Annotated in this window: 15 protein-coding genes and 1 pseudogene; 4 read left to right on the forward strand and 12 right to left on the reverse strand. The window is 60.5% G+C overall.

Translation table 11 applies throughout. The features are described from left to right. Positions 1 to 246 precede the first annotated feature (246 nt). Positions 247 to 1,407 (forward strand): annotated as a pseudogene (locus tag K1X71_12880) (FAD-dependent monooxygenase). 96 nt (positions 1,408 to 1,503) lie between these two features. On the opposite strand, the gene K1X71_12885 reads toward K1X71_12880, so the two are convergent. From K1X71_12885 to ric, 8 genes are all read right to left on the reverse strand, one after another. Continuing rightward, positions 1,504 to 1,845, reverse strand: coding sequence for a hypothetical protein (locus K1X71_12885; protein ID MBX7074034.1), 342 nt, complete (start codon positions 1,843 to 1,845; stop codon positions 1,504 to 1,506). Positions 1,846 to 1,861: 16 nt separating this feature from the next. Continuing rightward, positions 1,862 to 3,280: an NAD(P)/FAD-dependent oxidoreductase gene (locus K1X71_12890; GenBank protein ID MBX7074035.1), complete on the reverse strand. Its 1,419-nt coding sequence runs from the start codon at positions 3,278 to 3,280 to the stop codon at positions 1,862 to 1,864. Further along, a complete protein-coding gene (locus tag K1X71_12895) occupies positions 3,273 to 4,955 on the reverse strand; it encodes a DUF3556 domain-containing protein (protein MBX7074036.1) in 1,683 nt (560 codons plus the stop codon). The genes K1X71_12890 and K1X71_12895 overlap by 8 nt, the downstream gene beginning before the upstream one ends. A gap of 79 nt (positions 4,956 to 5,034) precedes the next feature. Beyond that, positions 5,035 to 6,465, reverse strand: coding sequence for a c-type cytochrome (locus K1X71_12900; GenBank protein ID MBX7074037.1), 1,431 nt, complete (start codon positions 6,463 to 6,465; stop codon positions 5,035 to 5,037). A gap of 254 nt (positions 6,466 to 6,719) precedes the next feature. After that, the gene (locus K1X71_12905) at positions 6,720 to 7,865 is read right to left on the reverse strand and encodes a cytochrome P450 (protein ID MBX7074038.1); all 1,146 of its coding nucleotides are present in this window, start codon (positions 7,863 to 7,865) and stop codon (positions 6,720 to 6,722) included. Between the two features lie 8 nt (positions 7,866 to 7,873). Beyond that, positions 7,874 to 9,664, reverse strand: coding sequence for an NnrS family protein (locus tag K1X71_12910; protein ID MBX7074039.1), 1,791 nt, complete (start codon positions 9,662 to 9,664; stop codon positions 7,874 to 7,876). A gap of 21 nt (positions 9,665 to 9,685) precedes the next feature. Next, the gene (locus K1X71_12915) at positions 9,686 to 10,240 is read right to left on the reverse strand and encodes a hemerythrin domain-containing protein (protein ID MBX7074040.1); all 555 of its coding nucleotides are present in this window, start codon (positions 10,238 to 10,240) and stop codon (positions 9,686 to 9,688) included. Further along, positions 10,237 to 10,962 carry an iron-sulfur cluster repair di-iron protein gene (gene ric / locus K1X71_12920; GenBank protein MBX7074041.1) on the reverse strand — a complete coding sequence of 242 codons (726 nt, stop codon included), beginning with the start codon at positions 10,960 to 10,962 and terminating at the stop codon, positions 10,237 to 10,239. The genes K1X71_12915 and ric overlap by 4 nt, the downstream gene beginning before the upstream one ends. 554 nt (positions 10,963 to 11,516) lie before the next feature. Between ric and K1X71_12925 the strand changes: the two genes are divergently transcribed. The 3 genes from K1X71_12925 (at position 11,517) to K1X71_12935 (ending at position 15,857) form a co-directional block, all read left to right on the forward strand. Then, the gene (locus tag K1X71_12925) at positions 11,517 to 13,718 is read left to right on the forward strand and encodes an arylsulfatase (protein MBX7074042.1); all 2,202 of its coding nucleotides are present in this window, start codon (positions 11,517 to 11,519) and stop codon (positions 13,716 to 13,718) included. An 811-nt stretch (positions 13,719 to 14,529) separates the two neighbouring features. Then, a complete protein-coding gene (locus K1X71_12930) occupies positions 14,530 to 14,892 on the forward strand; it encodes a hypothetical protein (GenBank protein MBX7074043.1) in 363 nt (120 codons plus the stop codon). 170 nt (positions 14,893 to 15,062) lie between these two features. Then, positions 15,063 to 15,857: an ankyrin repeat domain-containing protein gene (locus tag K1X71_12935; protein ID MBX7074044.1), complete on the forward strand. Its 795-nt coding sequence runs from the start codon at positions 15,063 to 15,065 to the stop codon at positions 15,855 to 15,857. A 53-nt stretch (positions 15,858 to 15,910) separates the two neighbouring features. Here the strand turns inward: K1X71_12935 and K1X71_12940 are convergent, their stop codons facing one another. From K1X71_12940 to K1X71_12955, 4 genes are all read right to left on the reverse strand, one after another. Further along, positions 15,911 to 16,300 (reverse strand): TrbC/VirB2 family protein, encoded by a 390-nt coding sequence (locus K1X71_12940; GenBank protein ID MBX7074045.1) that lies wholly within the window; start codon positions 16,298 to 16,300, stop codon positions 15,911 to 15,913. A 71-nt stretch (positions 16,301 to 16,371) separates the two neighbouring features. Further along, entirely contained in the window at positions 16,372 to 17,193 is an 822-nt protein-coding gene (locus K1X71_12945) for a type II secretion system GspH family protein (GenBank protein ID MBX7074046.1), read from the reverse strand. A gap of 162 nt (positions 17,194 to 17,355) precedes the next feature. Beyond that, positions 17,356 to 18,078, reverse strand: a complete 723-nt coding sequence (locus K1X71_12950; GenBank protein ID MBX7074047.1) for a type II secretion system GspH family protein — start codon at positions 18,076 to 18,078, stop codon at positions 17,356 to 17,358. Positions 18,079 to 18,360: 282 nt separating this feature from the next. Continuing rightward, positions 18,361 to 18,726 carry an ankyrin repeat domain-containing protein gene (locus K1X71_12955; protein MBX7074048.1) on the reverse strand — a complete coding sequence of 122 codons (366 nt, stop codon included), beginning with the start codon at positions 18,724 to 18,726 and terminating at the stop codon, positions 18,361 to 18,363. Between the last annotated feature and the right edge of the window lie 143 nt (positions 18,727 to 18,869).

Genomic DNA, 18,869 nt, shown 5'->3' on the forward strand with positions numbered 1-18,869 from the left:
AAGAGTTGTCAGGCGATGACCTCAGCCAAACCGCGCCAAAAACCCCAGCAGCACCGCGATATCGGCGGTGCTGCAATGCAGAATCGACGCTCGAAAAAGTTCAGCGCGTGTCGGTTTGCCCCGACTTACAAGACTCGTTGACTATAGTGGTTAGCGGGTCTTTTTTGTTGCGCCCGTAAGACGCTACGCGCTGCTCTCTCGCTCCGCTCCCGTAGTTTTGAGTTAACATCCTCCCCTGAGGAAACCATGCGGGTCATTATCATCGGGTCGGGGATTGCCGGGCTATCGGCCGCGATCGGTTTACGGAAGGTGGGGATCGAAGCCACCATCTACGAACGCGCCTCGGAATTGCGCGAGGTGGGCGCCGGCATTAGTTTGTGGGCGAACGCGCTGGTGGCGCTCGACCACCTGGGCGCGGGCGATGCCGTGCGATCTCGCGCCTTGTCGCTAACGCGTTCGGAAGTTCGCGCCCAGGAGGGGCACAAAATCCAGTTTGCGATTACCGCCAACCAAATTGAGCGGCGAATCGGCGTGTCGCCCGTGATGGCCATGATCCATCGAGCTGACCTGGTCGGCGCCTTGGCCGAACTGCTGCCCGAAGGAACGGCGCGCTACGGGTACGAGTGCGTCGGCGTCGAGCAGATCGGCGATCGGGTGCAAGTTCGGTTCGCCAACGGCCATATCGACGAGGCCGATGCGGTCGTCGGCGCCGACGGAATCCATTCGGTGGTGCGCGCGACATTGTTTGGAAGCGACCCGCCGCGCTACGCGGGCTACACCTGTTGGCGCGGCGTCTGCCGTCGCCCCGCAGCAACCCCGGCCGGATACAGCGGTGAGTGGTGGGGACGCGGGCAACGGTTCGGCATCACAACGCTGCCCGAGGATCGAGTGTACTGGTTTGCCGTCCGCAACGCGCCGGCCGGACAAACCGCGGCGGACACTCATGCGGTGGTGACGGAGTTGTTTCGCGGATGGGCCGATCCGGTTGGGGAGATGATCGCCAGCACTCCGCCCGATCGACTGGTCCACAACGACATCATCGATCGGCCACCCATGCCGACCTGGTCACGCGGGCGCATCGGCCTGATTGGCGACGCTGCTCACCCGACCACGCCCAACCTGGGGCAAGGTGGTTGCATGGCGATCGAGGATGCGGTGGCCTTGGCTCGCGCGCTGACGAAGCATGCAGATCCGGCGGCGGCGTTCGTCGCCTTCACCAATGAGCGGCGCGAGCGCACGGCCGCCATCACCCATGAGTCGTGGCAACTCGGAAAGATTGCACAATGGGAGGGGCGCCTGTCGTGCCTGCTGCGCGACGCGCTGCTTGGCCTGTTGATGCCGCTGGTCGGCCCCAAGAGCCTGTCGAAGTACGCCGCGTTCGATATTGGGCCACTCGCGGCACGGTGACGGGTTTGGGGGTCAGCCGTTACGCATTGCGCGGCGAGCCTGCGTCGATAGCTAGGGCCTGTTTGCCGTCGACAACCATGCCAGCGAGCGGCTGCGTTAGCGTGTCGCCATTGGCCGCAAGAACTCTTTTGACCTTCTGTCAACACTCAAGGCGTATTTCGTCCACTGTTGGAATTCGGTCGTTGTTCGGCTCGACGATTGTCGTTGGCGGAGAGCAGCGTTGACCTCACTCGTCTCCGCGAATCCTCTGAACACATCGCCGTGCTGGAGAAGCGTGTTGCGAATCGCACCAAGCGTTTCTAAAGCAGAGCTTCCAACATGCAAGGCATTGTCGAATTGCTGGGCGATATCGCCATACCCGCTGGCGCGGCATTTTTCGATCAGACGACGCGAAAGCGAATCAACCTGTCCTGGATCGTTGGGCAGATGCGTACTCATGACAGGTAAAACGAATCTATGAAGAAATCGCTCGGATTGCCGCTTGCGCGGCATGGTAGCCGCACATGCCGTGTACGCCGCCGCCTGGCGGTGTCGACGCGGAGCAGATGAATATCTTTGGATTTGGCGTCGTATACGGGTTGAGCCGAGCCACTGGTCTCGTAAACAACTGATAAATATCAGATGCGCCGCCAGCAATCGCGCCGCCGATGTAGTTGGGATTGTACCGCTCCAGGTCGAGCGACGTTGTTGCTCGTCGAGCAAGAATGCAGTCGCGAAATCCGGGCGCGAACCGCTCAATTTGGCGCTCGATGGCCTCGGTTTGATCCAGTGTCGAGCCCGCTGGAACATGGCAGTAGGCCCAACCGGTGTGTTTGCCCGGCGGCGCGCGTGACGCGTCGAGCTCGCTCTGCTGACAGACCAGTACCAGCGGCCGCTGGGCGTGCTGCCCACTCCAGGCGGCTGATTCGGACGCGGCGATCTCTTCGTAGGCGCCCCCCACATGAACTGTTGAAGCCTGCAAGCATTGGGGATCGCGCCAGGGAATGGAACGGCTCAGCGCCCAATCCAGCTTGAAAACCCCAGGTCCATAGCGATAACGCCGCAGCCTCCGGACATAGCCGGCAGGCAGAACCGCGTGCGCCATTTCAGCCAATTGCCGCGGACTCGTATCGAACAGCCAGACCTTGGCAGGCGGCAGATCGGCAACCGAGCGGCATTCCTTGTTGGTTTCAATGCGTCCGCCGAGTGAGGTCAAAACGCTCGCCAGCGCGTTGGCGATTGATTGCGATCCACCAGCGGCAACGGGCCAATCGTCGAAATGACCGGCTAACAAGAACATCAATCCGATCGCTGCCGACGGAACGCGATTGAACGGAAGTATCGAATGGCTCGCGCAACCCGCGAACAATGCGCGCGCTCTGATCCCTTGGAATCGGCTGGCAAGGCTGTTCGCGGAACGCATGCCGCGCCAACCCAGACGCAACATTTGCAGGGGGTGACGCGGCATGCCGAGCGGCGCCAGCGCGTCGCTTAGTAATTCGTCTGGTTGAGTGAGCAGCGGCGCGATCAGGCGGCGATAGCTGCTGGCGTCGACTCCCAAGTCGCGGGCCGTATCTTCGACGCTTCGGCGCAGCATCACGGCCGGACCATCATCCAAGGGATGCGCGACAGACGCCGTGGGACGAATCCAGCGGAGGCCATGCGATTCCAACGCGAGGCGACGAAAAAAAGGTGACAGCACACCCATGGGATGCACCGCGGAGCAGACGTCATGCAAAAAGCCCGGCAATGTCGCCTCGGCCGTTCGCGTGCCTCCTCCGATGCTGGCGTTTCGTTCCAGAACCAGGACAGAGGCGCCCTGTTGAGCCAGGGCGATTGCGGCGGACAAGCCATTGGGCCCAGAGCCGACCACTACGGCGTCGGGGTCAGCCATTGGTCCCTCGATCGTTCACAGCGACCGGCCCGCAATCCCAGGGCTTGCGCGAGGCAAGTTCTCGAATCGGCAGATACCCCTCGTTGAGCCGACCGCGGCAGGCGTCGTTGACGCGCCAGTGGAGGGTCGAACCAAACAGTGGTTGCGCTTCCACGCAGATGACGCGCAACTCTCCCTCCTCAAAACCGCACTGTTCTTGGATCGCCGCCAGCAATCTTTCGTCGGCCAGATGTCCTTCGCCGAAATTCCAGCCGAGCACCGAGCCGGCCACCGTTTCGCCATCGACATAGGTGAACTGCTGATACGGGCGTTGGCCGATTGCCTGTGGAAGCAGTTTTCCCAATGCGCGGCCTTGCAGATGGAGCGCGCGGAAGGCCAACAGCGTGGCGTCCGCCCGCACCGCCTCATCCGCTGGCAAGGCCCGCTGCTGCTGTTCGAACAATAGCGGAGCGGCGCGCTTCAGCCGATCGAGTTTGCGGTAGCTGTTGTCGTGGAACAGCCAGGCGTTCCAGGCCCAGTTGCCCGCGTAATAGCGCATCGACACCAAGAAAGAAACCCACGACGGGAACAGGTTGCCGGCCAGAGGCAGCGCCACCAGCGCAACGGCCAGGTAGATCGCCAGCGGCGTCGAACCGACGTCGAACAAGCTAACCTCGGGATAGCCGGCAAACAGAAAGAACGCGGCGTAGAGATTGAGGACGTTCCATTCGAATACCGCCGCGATGGGGAGATTGCTGAGGATGAAGCCGTGCAGCAGTATCGCGAACGTCAGCCCGAGATAGAGGACCGGACCCTCGCGAGTGACGAACAGCAGCGTAAGCGGCGTGGCGAATTCGAGGAATCCCCCGAGGAAGGCCATGATGCGGGCGACGCGCGAGGGCCCCATTTCCTCCAGTGGATTAACGAACATTCGGCGGCGCACCGCCTGGTTTTTCATCAACGAATTGTTCGTGGCCATAATGGAGACGACATAAGGAAAGGCGGGTGTCAGTTTCGACACACCCGCCCAAAACCAGATGGCCAACTGCACCCACTTGGTCGCGGCGATCCAATTGCCCGCAAAAAGAAAGCAGAGAATCATGGCGAAATGTTGCTCGACACGGCCGGCGAGCCAGATGGTCTTGTCTCCCAGACCGGCCAGCACGAACAGAATGACCACGGCCAGCAAATATCGGTTGCTGATCTCCGCTTGGACGAGACACAGGAAGAGGGCCACCAGCAATCCCGCATAGAGAGCCACGTCGAGCAGGCTGCGAGTCGTTCCCCCGAACAGCGGCAGTTTCGGAAAGGGGGCGAGCTTGGTCGTGCCGGGCCGGAGAAAATGGAGGCAGGCCGTGAATGGCGGCCAAACCTTCAGTCCGAGCGGTCCACTCATGCAGCCAAAGCCGGTCACCTCCACAAGACTCGCCCAAAGCAGCGCCTTCTGAAAAGCAGTTGGCTTGAAAATCCACTGCGTGAAGTTCGAGAACGTGCCCAGTCCAGGCGTCAGTCGGCAGAAGAGCATCCAGCCGACGACAAACAGCGCCAACTTGACCGCATGGAAAGCGTAGTCGCGAATTCGATAACCTAATCCGCGCGACATGTACGCGTGGGTCGCTACCCGTACGCGCTCGGTGAAGTCCTTGTTGGCCCATACTTGTGGCGCGAACGGTGAAAGTTCGTGATCGGTTGCCATCCGCGAGACCTGTCATCTCATGGGCGCAGGAGAATTCGTCGCCGCCGCATCGCGCCTGTCACGGCGCGAGTTGATGACCTTACAGCGTTTTGAGGTATTCGATGACCGCCAGCTTTTCCTCGGCGCTGAGCTCGTCTGGATAGTCGTGTCCCTGGGCGCTGTTGCCGACATGCGAAGTATCGTAATACATCCGCCGCAGGCGCGGGGAGAGCCCGTCCGGCACGGCATCGAACACTTCCACCTCGAGGCCGACGTTCACCTGGTCGTAACCATCTTCGGTGCGCTTCCACACCTTCGGCCGTTGTTGAGGATTCAACACCGCCGTCAGCGTGGGGGCGGCGCCATTGTGAAAATAAGGCGCCGATGCCCAAACGCCATCGAGCGGTGGCGCCAAGTACCCTTTCGACTCCAGCCAGACAGGGTACTGGCCGTTGTACTGCAACCAGGTCTTGTTGTCCCATTCACGATTGGCTTGCGAAACCGCATGCAAGCGGCGCGGGTCGGTGCCCACGTCTTCGATCGGAACGATCTCGTTGGGATATTCGCCCCCCTCGCCATAGGTGCCGTGGCACTTCGCACAAGTGTGGTTGAAGTGCTCGCGACCCTGGGTCGCCAAAGACTCGTTGATCTCGTAAGGGTATTTGGGCGCTTCCATTTCTTCGATGTACTGATAGACATGAACGAACAATGGCTCGAGGGCGTGCCATTTCTCCTCCCAGTCTTTGCTGCTGCCTCGGGCTCTGGCAAAGGGCATATTCTGTCGCGGAGTCTTGGGCGCGAACCCGTCGGTGTAGAGTCGGCTCTTCTTTTTGGTGGTCCACCAAGCGGGCGGATTCATGTCATGGTGCAGCAGCATATCCGGGTTGGCCAGCACTCGCAGCGACACCTCGGGGTTTGCCCGCACCCATTCCAGCACTTCAAAGATGACGGCGTTGGTAAATCCTTTGTGATAGTTCGCGATGATGCCCATCGGCAGTTTTTCTTCGACCTTGGCCGGATCCTTGCCGGCGTCGAGCGCGCGAAGCCGCTTCACGTCGATGAACAGCGTAGTCTGATCGATGTGGGTGTTCCCGACGCCCGGCATCGTCACACCCGCGACTTTTCCCGCATGACAGGAAAAGCAATTCGAAACCAGCCCCCCGTCATCGAGTTCGGTATAGCCAAACGGCAGATTCGGCTTCTCATCGCCCGGGCGTTTCACCCATCCATATCGTTCAAACGTCAACCGCCTTAGCTCGGCGGGATCTGCCTGCTCGGCTTTGGCTTTTTCTTCATCTTCCCAAACCAGCCAGAGACGATCGATATCGGCCACTTTGAATTGCGATCCGGCGCCGCGGTCGCGCATCATCGTCGTGATGGCCTCGTAACCCTTGTCGGCATCGGGTTTGATTCCGAGGAACAAATCGGCAGGTTCGGAGTTGTCGCCCGCGTTGGCCGCTAGAGAAATGGCCGTGAGGTTTGCCAGCAGCAAAACCGCCAACGAAGCGAGCGGAAATCGTGTCCGAAACATGTCGTTTCTCCGAGAAGGGAGGTGAAAAGTGCTGTCCGAACGGCGCATCCTGCTCGCCGACGGCGAGAGCAGGAATGACAACCGAACCTGAGCTGGTTTTAGTTATGACCGAACCGAAATCGGCGATCAACATGATTGAACGGATTGCCGATGAAATCGCGACGAGCCAGATGGTGGCAGGACGTTACGGCGGCTGTGGCGCCAGGCTGGCTCGCTTATGCCACTTTGGTGGGGAATCGATCGCGCGCGCCGGCCTACCGAACCATGAGCGGCAAGCAGGTGTAGCCGGCCACGGGATGCGCGCCGAGTGTTGGTGGCCGTTCGGCGATAGGCTCGATCGCTGTCGTGCGGCCGAGCAGTTCCGCCATTAGCAGCCGCAGCTCCAAGCGGGCCAGCGGCGCGCCCGGACAGACATGGATGCCGGCGCCGTAGAGCAAGCTCGCGGCCGGGTCGCGATCCAGGCGAAACGTGTCGGGTTCGGCGAACACGCGGCCATCGCGGTTGGCGCTGATCCAATTGATCGATACGCGCTCGCCCGCGGCGATCTTGCGGCCGCGGATTTCCACATCGCAGGTCGTCACGCGGCGGTTGGCCACCAGCGGGCCGTGCAGTCGCAGGATTTCGTCGTTCGCCGCCGGCAAGAGCGGCGGCTCAGCGCGCAGACGCTGTTGAATGTCGGGATGCGCCGCCACGAAGTGGGCCAGGATGCCAATGGAGGCCGAGATGGTTCCGACTTCGCCAACGGTCCAGTTTCGCAAGATGCTGACGATCTCGTCTAGCGTCAGCGGCCGGCCGCGCACCTCGGCGCTCATCAGGCTGGTCGTCACGTCATCCGGGGCCTGCTGCCCGGCCGACCGGCGAGCCTGCAAAAGCTCTTCGACGTAACCTTCGAACTCGCGGGCCAGTTCGTGCAAGGCGGCGCGGTCATTCTCCACGATCGCCTGCTGCTCCTTGAGCATCCATTGATGCAGCGGCTTGTGCATGCGCGCCGGCCAACCCAGAAACTCGCACTGCACGCGCACGGCGAAGGGGCGAGCCAGTTCTTCCATCACTTCGACAGCGCCGCGCACTAATAGCGAGTCGACCAGTTCGGCCGCGATCGCCGCGCACTGTGGCGCGAACGCCTGCATGCGCTGCGGCTGAAAGTAGGATTCGATGATGCGGCGGTACGCGTGGTGTTCTGGCGGGTCCATGCCGTTGGGAACGGCGCGGCGGCTGGAGACCACATTGCTGAACGTGACCGGATCGTTGAGCGCCATGAGCACATCTTCGTGCCGGAACAGCGACCAACCCAACTGTTCGCTATACGCGACCGGACATTGCTCGCGCAGCGCGTCGTAGGCGGCGATTTGGTCGCGCAGCACCTCGGCCGACTGCGGATCCCAATCTGGTTGCGGCATCTTGCCTGTCATCCTTTCTTGGCGTCGCAAGGCAACGCGCTGTCTGACGGTGATTGAATCACTCCGGCGCCGCGCGATGGGCAATCTCCCTTCGTAACAAGCCAGCCGTTGATTTGATCAACTAGCTCGTCGGCGTTTTGTCCCTCGCTCTCCGCCGCCGAACCAATGGTCAGCTCGCTGGGCACGCTGCGCGTGCGTTCCAAATACGCGATGCCGCGCGCAATGAGCCGATCTTCCAGCCACGGATGTTCCGCCAGCAACACCGCCAGCGAAGAACGCCTGCAGACTCGACCGCGCCGCAACAGCGGATCGACACCGTACATCATGGCCAGACAACTCGTGGTGAACAGCACAATGGCCAGCCATTCAAAAACAGCCGAGAACGGCATCACCGTAAATGCGGCCGGCGTCGCCATGGTCGCCAGTTCGGTGGTGACTCTCAGCAAATTGCCCAGCGCGATCAGAATGAAAATAGGCAGGATCAACTGCGGCATGACGAGCACCTTGCGATCGAGCACCGGCAGTATTCGCTGGCCGACTCCGAGGATCAGCGTGGTCATAAAGCCAACCGTGATCGCGTGGCGCACCGCCCCCATGTACGCGCGGGGCAAAGGTGTGCCGGCCATTTCGTAAATCAAGCCACCGGTCATCAGGAGGAGACTCGCCACCAACCAAAAGAACGCCAACGGCGGATACAGGTCGAGCAACGAGTGCCCTTGCTCTGCGCGGCGCGACGTGCGGCGGCGGCCAATGAAACCGCGGTTGCCGATGGCGAACAACACCGCTCCGCCGGCCAACAGCGCGCAGCCGCTGGCGATGATCGCCGCCGGCCACTCCCAGGCGGTTCCCAGGCACGCCACAAGCGTTCCCATGTTGTGCGCCCAATGCGAAAGTTCGATTGCCCAATCGCGCGTCGAACCGAGTCGCAGCAGTCCGGGCAGTAACATCTGGCCAAAACCATAGATCGAATTCATAGCGAAGCCGAACACCGCCAACTCGACCAGCAGCAGTCGCTGCGCGTCGGTATAGGCCGCCGGCCCGGCGCCGCCGGCGCGCCAACGCAGATAGAGCGTGACGAGCGCCCAAACTACCAGCCAAAAACCGGATGCCAGCACGGCGCGAGCCCATGTGGCGCGCCATTTCGACCGAACCATGACGATTTGCAAGAGCCAATACAAAATTGCCATCGCCAGCAGGCTGACCGCGCTGGCAGCGCCCAGCGCCGCCAGACGCGCGGGCGAGAGATACCAGGCAAAGCCGCCAGCAATGCCAAGCCATCCCAGCCCCAGCAGCGAGCGGCCGATCCATGGCCCGGGCGGACTCCGCACAACGCCCTGCAGCGCGGTGCGCAACGAAACGCCCATGATGAACAGCACCACAAAGCCCCAAAGCTGCGCCTCGCCGTGGGCAATGATACTGGCTGCCGGCGCCGTGTCGAAGTTGCCATGCGCGCCGATCGACCACAGCAACCAGGCGCCCCAACCGCTTCCCAGACTCAACGTGATGAGAAGCGCCGACAATAGAAATGCGTGATGCGCATTCTCGGCATAATGCCCACGTCGTTCGGCGGGGATGCCCGTAGCGGCTGATAGCTCGGCCAATAGCGCGTCGAGCGAAATGCCTTGCCGGCGAACGAAATGCGTGAGCGGCTCCAGGTGGCCAAAGCGGGCGCCGCGATCGGCTGGCTCGCCATAACGACAAAACACGGCCCGAGACGCCGGAAAATCGGCGGCGATCTGCCGCACTGTCATCTCCGGGCGAATCGCCGGGCGCGCGTAGGCACGGGCCTGTGCATTCATGTCGCGGTGTCACCCAGCAGGTCAAATATCAGTTCGCCGGCGCCGCATCTCCTTGCCGACTTCACTCAGGTCGCTCGCCTTGAGCGTTTGCGCGGCGACCTCGAAGACGCGCTCGTCTTCCAGCCGGATGTGAGCGGCGTATAAGGCGATCAGTTCGTCAAGCAACGCGCGCAAAGCCGTGCGATCAGGCACATCGATCCGCTCCGCCTGGAGCCAGGCGCGGCCCAATTCGTCGACCTTGGCATGACACGCATCGGCCCGGCGATGTTCGGCCTCCAGCCGATCCAACTCGGCCATCACGGCGCGGGCCTCTGCGGCGCCACTAGCGCGCAGGCGGGGAAACAGCGACTGCTCCTCGTCGGCGGTATGGCGCGGGGCCATGCGAGCAAAGTAGTCGAGCGAGGCCTCCAGCGCCCGACGTCCCTCCATTGGCAACGGACCATCGCCGAATCGCTCAACGACTTGTTTCAGCACGTCGAGAAAATGCTCGATGCGGCGATGGCAATCTTTGAGCAACTCCAGCGGCTGGTCGAAACCGGCTGGCCGCTGGCCGCCAATCTCAACTCCCACCATCACGCCGCGCCCCCGGCCAGCTTTGCCTCGTGCGCCAATGCCTTGGGAAACAAGATGCTCTCTTCCTTGTGAACGTGCTGGTGCAGGTCTAACTGGAATTGAGCGAGCCCGTCGAGCATCGCGCGGTAGGTGTTGCAGGCCCAGTCGGGCGGAGTGTAGCCGTCGCTCAGGCTGCTGAGTTGCTCCAGCGCCGAGCCCGCGCCATGATGCTCCGATTCCATCTGGCGAATGGGATTTGCGAGCGAACCGCAATGAAACACCGGTAGCGAGTCGCTCGCTTCGAGCTGGCGAATCATCGGAAACAGCACCTTTTCTTCTTTCATCATGTGGACGGTCATCTCGTTGACGACCTCGGCGAACGTTTCCTGAATCTTTTGCAGCCGCGCGTCGTTTTCGCCGTGGACGGTGGCCACACGCTTCGTCATATAGTCCAACCGCGGCATTTCTCGGCGCAGATAGGCGTGATGCGTCTGTTCGATATGATCGGCCAGTTCGGTGAGCGTCATGTCGTCGGGATCAGCGAGCGAGACCTCTTTGGTCGCTGAACTGGTGGCCAGCGTCGCCATCACCGTGGCGAGGTCCAAACCTTTCTCGGCGCAGGCCTGCTCGAGCGTCTTCTTGCCGCCGCAGCAATAATCGATGCCCACCTCCTCGAACACGCGCGACAACGCTGGGCATTTTGTCACGATTTCACCAACGGTCTCTTGAGTTCGAGGCTCGCTCATGGCGTTCTCCTTTACTGACTTGATGGCGCGGATTCGAACCGGGCCGGTCGCGATGCCGGTTCGATTCGCCCCGACGCCCACTTCGGATAAACATTCCGCCCGGCCACCCCCAAACGGGGGGGCAACAATCTAGCGACTATTCCATTATACGTTTCGCGCCGTACTGTCGAATGGCGACTTGCTGTATCGAGTTGAGTCGGCGCTTCGACTTCGCTCGCTTGCGTGCCATGCGCTGTGCGGATTGGCGCAGCGTTTGTTCCGCCAGCACACATTTCCTCGTTCCATCGCTGGCCGAGTAGGTTGCGCGCATTCGACGGATGTCTGTCGCGCTGCAAGCCGCTCGCCGAGTGAAAAACTTCTCAAAAATGGCATTTTGATTCGCGCCAGCTAGAATCACGCGCATGGTGCCCAAGAATTCATCGAAAACGGTTGATCCAATGTCCTCGCAAACAAGTTCCCTGGTGGTGAGGCTCGTTGCTATCGCGATACTGGTCGGTTTGGTTGTTGTCGTTCTGCTTAGTCCATCGTTGGCAGACACGAAGCAAGCAAAACCTGTGCCCATCGCCGGCCGGCAAATCCCGAAGCCTGATCCAGAGTTTCGAGGAAAAATCGGCCAGACGTTCCAAGACTCGACGCCCAATTACCCGCCGCCGGTGCGCGCGCCGAAGGGGAGCCCCAACGTCTTGCTGATCTTGCTAGACGACGTTGGCTTTGGCATGTGCTCGACATTCGGCGGGCCCGTGCCGACGCCGCACATGCAACAACTCGCCGACAACGGGTTGAAGTACACCCGCTTTCACACCACGGCGCTATGCAGCCCCACACGCGCGGCGCTGCTGGCAGGACGCAACCACCACACTTGCGCCACCGGCGTCATCATCGAGATGGGGACCGGGTTCCCCGGCTACACCGGCATCATCCCCAGCAGCGTGGCGCTCGTTCCACAGATGTTGCGCGACAACGGCTACGCCACTGCCATGTTCGGCAAGGCGCACAACACGCCCGAACCGCAAATCTCACCCGCCGGACCGTTCGACCGCTGGCCGACCGGACAAGGGTTTGAATACTTTTACGGTTTCAACCAGGGCGAGGCGCATCAGTATTACCCGGTGATCTATCGCAACACCACCTGGACGCCTCAGCCCAAGACTCCGGAACAAGGGTACCACTTCACCGCCGACATGACGGACGAGGCGATTGCCTGGACGCGGAACGTGCGCGCCGCCGACCGCGACAAGCCGTGGTTTGTCTACTTCAGCGCGCCTGGCGTCCACGCCCCGCATCATGCGCCAACGGAGTGGCGCAAAAAGTTCCAAGGCAAATTTGATCACGGCTGGGACAAACAGCGCGAACTGACCCATGCCAGACAACTGGAGTTGGGGGTCATTCCCAAGGGGACCAAGCTCACACCGCGCGACCCGGCGATCCCGTCTTGGGAATCGCGATCGGCGGACGAAAAGAAGGTCTATACCCGACTGATGGAAAACTACGCCGGCTATATGGCGTACACCGATGCCGAAGTGGGCCGCTATGTCGAAAGCCTGCGGCAGTCGGGCGAACTGGATAACACGCTGGTCATGTACGTGGTTGGCGACAATGGGGCAAGCGCCGAGGGTGGGCTGGAAGGCACCTTCAGCGAACTGGCCAGCTTGCTCGGCGTGCAACTCGGCCTGGCAAGCACCATCAAGCGACTCGATGAGATCGGCGGACCGACGAGCGAGCCGCATGTCCCGGTCGGCTGGGCTTGGGCGATGGACGCTCCGTTCCAATGGACCAAGCAAGTCGCCTCGCACTTCGGCGGCACGCGCAACCCAATGGTCGTCCATTGGCCCAAGGGAATTAAAGCCAAGGGCGAAACGCGCGGGCAGTTCCATCACGTGATCGACGTCGTGCCGACGATACTCGAGGCGTGCCAAATCGTCGAGCCAACTGTCGTTAACGGCATTCGTCAAAAGCCGATCGAAGGCGTGTCGATGCTCTACTCCTTCGACAACGCCAAAGCCAAGAGCAAGCGCGCGACACAATACTTCGAGCTGGCCACGAACCGCGCCATCTATCACGACGGCTGGGTGGCCTGCAGCCGATACGGCTACCCCTGGATTACCTTGGGCAAGGGAATGGATTTTCTCCAGGCGCCCTGGGAGCTGTACCACGTGGACGAAGACTTTAGTCAGGCGAACAACCTGGCGGCGAAGAACCCCGAGAAGCTGAAGCAGTTGCAGGCCAAGTTCGTCGAGGAGGCCAAAAAGTTCGGCGTCTTCCCGCTCGATCCCAGATTCTCGGAGCGCATGGATCCCAAGCTACGAGAGGCCGGCACGCCTCCCACCCGATGGTCCTATTTCGGCAATCACGTCTGGCTGCCCGAGCCGATTGGACCGCAACTATTCCCGCGGGCGCACACGATCACCGCGGACTTGACCATACCCCAGGGTGGCGCCGAGGGGGTCATCGCGTGCGCTGGCGCCTTCTCCGCCGGTTGGTCGCTGTACATCAAAGACGGCAAGCCGGCGTTTCGCTACACCGGTTTTGAACTCTCGGATGTTACCATTCCGGGGACGATCGAAATTCCTGCCGGCAACGTGACGTTGAAAGCCAAGTTCACACCAGACGGCTCGCGGGAAGGGGGAGGCACGTTGAAGTTGTTCGTCGATGATATCGACAAGAGCAGCGCAAAGAGTCCGATTGCCAGCTTGATCGTCCGGAGGCCAAGGCTAAGAAGGAATGCGCATAGCGCGAGGGGTATGGCGTACTCGTAATGGAGCAATTGAACTCCCTGCACGACGGCGCCGGTGAACGAGAAACCGACTGCCAGTGCAGCCAAAAGCGGGAATTGCCAATGCGACGACGGCCGAGCCATCGCGCACAAGCCCAAATACATCACGAGAGCCAGTCCGGCATATGTCGCGGCCAGGATCGCAGCGTAGAACTCCACGTGGTGGGTGGCAACCAGCGAAGACAGATAAGTGAGGGGTACGAAGAACGGCGTGAAATGAATCGCCAGATATGACGCCTCGTCATGTGGGTTGATGAGCCGCCATGTGTTGTGCCATAGCAGCCGGGCGAACCAGCCCGCATCTCTGTAGTTGGCGCCGTAGGCATAAAACGCGTTGATCGCGTAGTTGTATTGCAATTCAAACGGAATGGACAAGGCAAGGATCGCCCACATCCAGTAGGCCGCGGTTTGGCAACGGGTGACAAGGGGCGTATCTGCGGTTTGGCGCATGGGAACCTCCTGGCCAAAGCACCCATACAACAGTCGGCGGCGGATGGGAATCTGTTTTTGCTTTCGGAGTAGCGATGGCGTACGAACGAAGAGACTCGCGTGAGGTATTGATTCCTGCATTGAGAATGTCGCGTGCCTGAATGCGGGGCGTGAGAGCACGCGGTTGCTGGCGGCGAGGCGTGCCGATCTTCAAATGATTGACAAAGAACGCGATTTCAGCCGCCGCGCAATTGTCATCAACTCTTCACATTCGCGCCGCACGCACCGTGGTAAAGTCGGCGTGCATCAGACAGTTGTTAGAGGCAGTGAAGTGAACAAGAGATAACGAGCAGAGGAGAGATGTTATGAGCGATGACAAGGAGACACTAACGGATCACGAGCAGGCGAACATAGACGCACGCCGGCGATTCCTGAAAGGCGCGGCTGCGCTGGTAGGGCTGGGGGCCACGGCGGGCACGCTGGTCGGTGCAAAGACGGCTCGGGCGGGAAAACCTCCTAAGAATAAGGAGGTGACAGTTCGAGAAGTCTTGAAAGCGACGTTGGGCCATGAGGTTTCGCCAGAAGAGATTGCCAACATGCCGATGTCCCGTGTAGACGAACTCTACGCGCGTTACAAGAAGAGCCGCCAACGTGACGAGCGAGATCGCGGACGTGACAGGCGGCGCGATCCGGTTCGTGTGGAGGTGGACCTGGTTCCGGCTCTGTAGTGGACGCGCGGTTCAAGGCGTTTCTGTGCGAGGTGCGCCTATCTTCAAATGATTGACAAAGAACGCGATTTCAGCCGCCGCGCAATTGTCATCAAATCTTCACAATCGCACTGCGCGTGCCATGGTAGAGTCGGGCACTCATTTTAACCACGGAAGGGAAAGAGCGTGTTATGGATACGAACGACAATAAGGAGAGACAGGGTGATATCGGCTTGACAGGCGAACTATTTGACGCCGTAAAGCGCGGCGCAACTGGCGAGGTGAAGGACCTATTGGCGAAAGGCGCGGACGGGCAAGCGAAGGACCAAGACGGCCGGACGCCGCTGCACCATGCGGCAGTTGCGGGCCACAAGGGAGTGGTGCGTACGTTGCTTGAACACGGCGCAGAGGTAAACGCGAAGGATAGCCACGGGGCGACGCCGTTGCACTTGGCGGCAGATAGAGGCCATAAGGACGTGGCGCGTATTCTGCTTGACAACAACGCGGACCCGCATTTGCATGAAGACCTGGCAGGCTGGACGCCATTGCATGAAGCGGCAAAGGAGGGGCTTCAAAGTATTGTGATGCTTCTGATCGGCTATGGCGCGCTCCTAAACGCAAAGGACTGCGATGGTCGCACACCCCTGCACTTAGCGGCATTGTACGACGGTGATGAAGCGGCACGCGTGCTGCTCGATTATGGCGCTGAGGTAAACGCCGAGGATAAATCCGGGCGGACACCCTTGTCCTACGCAGATCCCCGCGGGAAGTCGCCTAGAGTGTTTGACACCCTGCGTGCAAAGGGTGCAGTGGACCCCACAGAGGAGAAATATGCTCGCCCCGAGTCAGCGTCGCCAAAGGACGCTCGCGGCGCGGAAAAGTCATCCGCGGCGTCGACGGTGAAGAGGCATTTGCTGCGACAGCCAACAGATTCCTTTGTCATCGATGTCGATATGTCGTCGCCGTACGGCAGAAGAGAGCGCTAGAGATCGCTTCCGCGCTTGCGCGCGTCCTGGTTGGTTATGACGGGCTAGGAGTGCTAAGGAAGCGAGAGCGAGGTGCACCAGTATCCTGAGAGATATGTCCAATCTTGCGAGTTTACGAAACCGTCGCCATTGATGTCGGTTGACATGGCGATGGTCGTTGCAATCACCGAATAGCCGACCATGACGGCGATGCCGGCCATAACAAGGATGGCGCGACGCCAGGTCAGCTTGCCAAGCGTCGCCGCAACGCCTAACAGAATAACCGCCAGAGACGCGATGGCAGGCAGCACACCCAGATTATTGCTCGTCGCTGTACAGAGCGCTCTACCGAGCGATTGTGCGTCGGCGGCGGCGGGCATAAGCGCGCACAGTGCGAGTACCGCAGGCGCCGGGGCACAAAGTAGATATCGAATAGCCGGCCGCGTGCGAACAAATAAACACATTCCACGATCATGGCAGTGAATCTGGGCTGTTTCGTGAGAACGCCGGGGTCGGTTGGGTTCTGGCGGTCGAGTCATAGACCAAGACCGTGTGCGAGAAGGCAATCGTTGCTCGTGGCCGTGCCGAAATAGGCATAGGTACCGCCTGGCGTGACAGAGGCGCACTGCGGTCCGCTGTAGTAACCGTGACTCGCGCGAATGGCGCCGTGGTCGGGCAAGCCGTCGTCATATTTTGTGTCGTAGCCGAGGGCCTCCGAACCCGAGAGCACGCTGATGCCCGACGGCGCGGCAGTGGGCGGCACCGCAAGCACGCGCTGAGGCCACATCAGTAAGACGTGTTGTTTTGTCCACGCGGGATCGTAGAACAAAAGGCCGCCAGCCTGAGCCGTGATGCGCCAGCAGAAGCGATTTGAGTGCATCGGCGGACAGTTTAACCCGACTCGCACACGGGCTGTGAAGCCTTCATAGTAGGTTCCGCTATAAAGGCCGGCAATCAATCCTGCGTCCGCAAGGTGCTGCCAAAGCAACAGGGTCTCGTCGGCGTAATATGGAAGGGCTGGGGATGGGACCTCTTCGATTACGCCGTTGCCGCTGCCATCGCAAGTGGGAACGTCTGGAAGTGATTCTTCTGGCGGACAAAAAACGCTGGGACCACCAGGAGCGATCGAGCCAAAGAACCTTGTGGCGTTTGGACAGTCACCGGGGAGGCAATTGTACTTGGTCCTGAAAGCATTGATCGCGCTGGCGAACTCCTGCTGCTGGGAGTACATCTTGCGGAACTCACTCGCGCGAATCAAATCTCGGCCAAGCAAAATCGCACCAGCGAGCAACCCGATGATAACGAGCACGATGGAAAGTTCGATCAAGGTAAAACCCGAACGGCGAGAGGCGGGCATGTAATCACTCCTGCCTCATTGTTGCACAGGAACGGTTAAGAAAGCGTTATAGCCATTGCCTGCGCGTAGAAGGCCCCTAAAAGCGGCCGACGCTGTACGGCAATGGGAAGCCTGGTTGCCGGCAACGCGGCGTACCAAGCTGTGACTCCTCGGAAAAAGCAGCTAAAACACAAAGCGGATGAAGAAGCTGCAGTCGCGTTGCGCACCCGAGAATACATAGACGTTCTCGCCATCGGGATCGGTGCACAGGAGAGGTGTGCTGAGTTGTGGCCCTGCAATGCCGCTAAACGGCAGGCCGTCGTCTAGCTTGGTGTCGAGGTTGAAGGCATCGGCAGGGTACATGCCGCGGTGCGCTGCCATGACTAATAGCGTCTGCGAGTTCGCAAGCGGCAGACTTCGCGGATAGCTGTAGAGCGCCAAGTACGTGGCTTTCGGGAGGTACGTACCGCCGCCGGTGGTATAAAACACGTGCAAGTACTGCTTTTCCAGGGTGACCGCCGGGACCACGGAGTAGTCAGTAGTCGCTGGATTAGCGGTGACGGGCACGAACTGGCTGTCGATGAGTTGCGCCTGGCTCAAGTGGTGCCATGCGTTGTAATCCTCATAGATGCTGCCGGCGGAGTTCGATTCGATGCGGCCATTGTTGTCGCCGTTGACGGCTTCGGGCCAAAAGCTGCTGGCATCATTGAAGTCTCCGGGCCACTGGCCGTATTTGCCCCTGAAAGCCTGAAGTGCGGTTTGTGTTTGTGACAATTGCGATATGGTCTTGCGGATTTGGGACGCCTTAAGCATGTCAGCGCCCGTGTAAATGGCGGCGACTAGCAGGGCGATGATGACGATTACGATCGCCATCTCAAAAAGCGTGAAACCGTAGCGACGGGACATTGGACACTCCTCGCGTCATTCTTGCACGGCGCGGTTAAGAAAGACTTAACTGCATACGGAGACGGCGAGCGGTGGCTAAGTGGGAGCAAGTGTTGGCCGGTGCGCGGCCCAGCTCGACGCCTAGGATGCGAAGAAAATCATCAGCGAAGGCGAGCCGGCGTTCTCGCCGTCCGACGCAGTCAATCGCAGTGAGAAGAGACTGGTTGTGTCGAGGTACGTTGGCACCGTGTGCTTACTGATGCCAAGGATCGTTGGATCTTTGTGTCCGTCTTGTTTTGCATGCTATCCGGTGATCTCTGGCGTATCTGGGCCGTCGTATAGGGCAGCAGCGCGCCTGGCTGGCTCGCGCCGCCTGGCGGCGCGATCGATCATGTTTGCAATGTCGATGTGTTGCCGAGCTTCGGCAACATCGGCCGCTGTGTGGCCGTCGTGATTGACGGCAGCGGCATCGGCACCTTTGTCGAGAAGCAGCTTCACCACGTCAGCAGCGCCACGGATCGCGGTTTCGTGCAGGGGAGAGTTGCCGGCCTCGTTGCGTGCATTCACGTCGGCGCCGGCGTCAACGAATGCCTTGATGGCGGGCAGAATCAAATTGTAGATGGCTTCCCAGAAGTGCTGGTTGATCCCTTCGTCGATCGACTTGTCCATAGGTTCTCCGTGCGTGTCGAACTATTCTCGCGCAAAAAGGTTAAGAATGGCTTATCGGAGTGACCGCGTCGGAAGGACGAGGTGTGGCTTCTGTGCCACAGTTCGGAACGGTCGGCGATTGCAGCAAATAAAGGGAGTTATTT

It is taken from the genome of Pirellulales bacterium, assembly GCA_019694455.1.
Lineage (GTDB): Bacteria > Planctomycetota > Planctomycetia > Pirellulales > JAEUIK01 > JAIBBY01.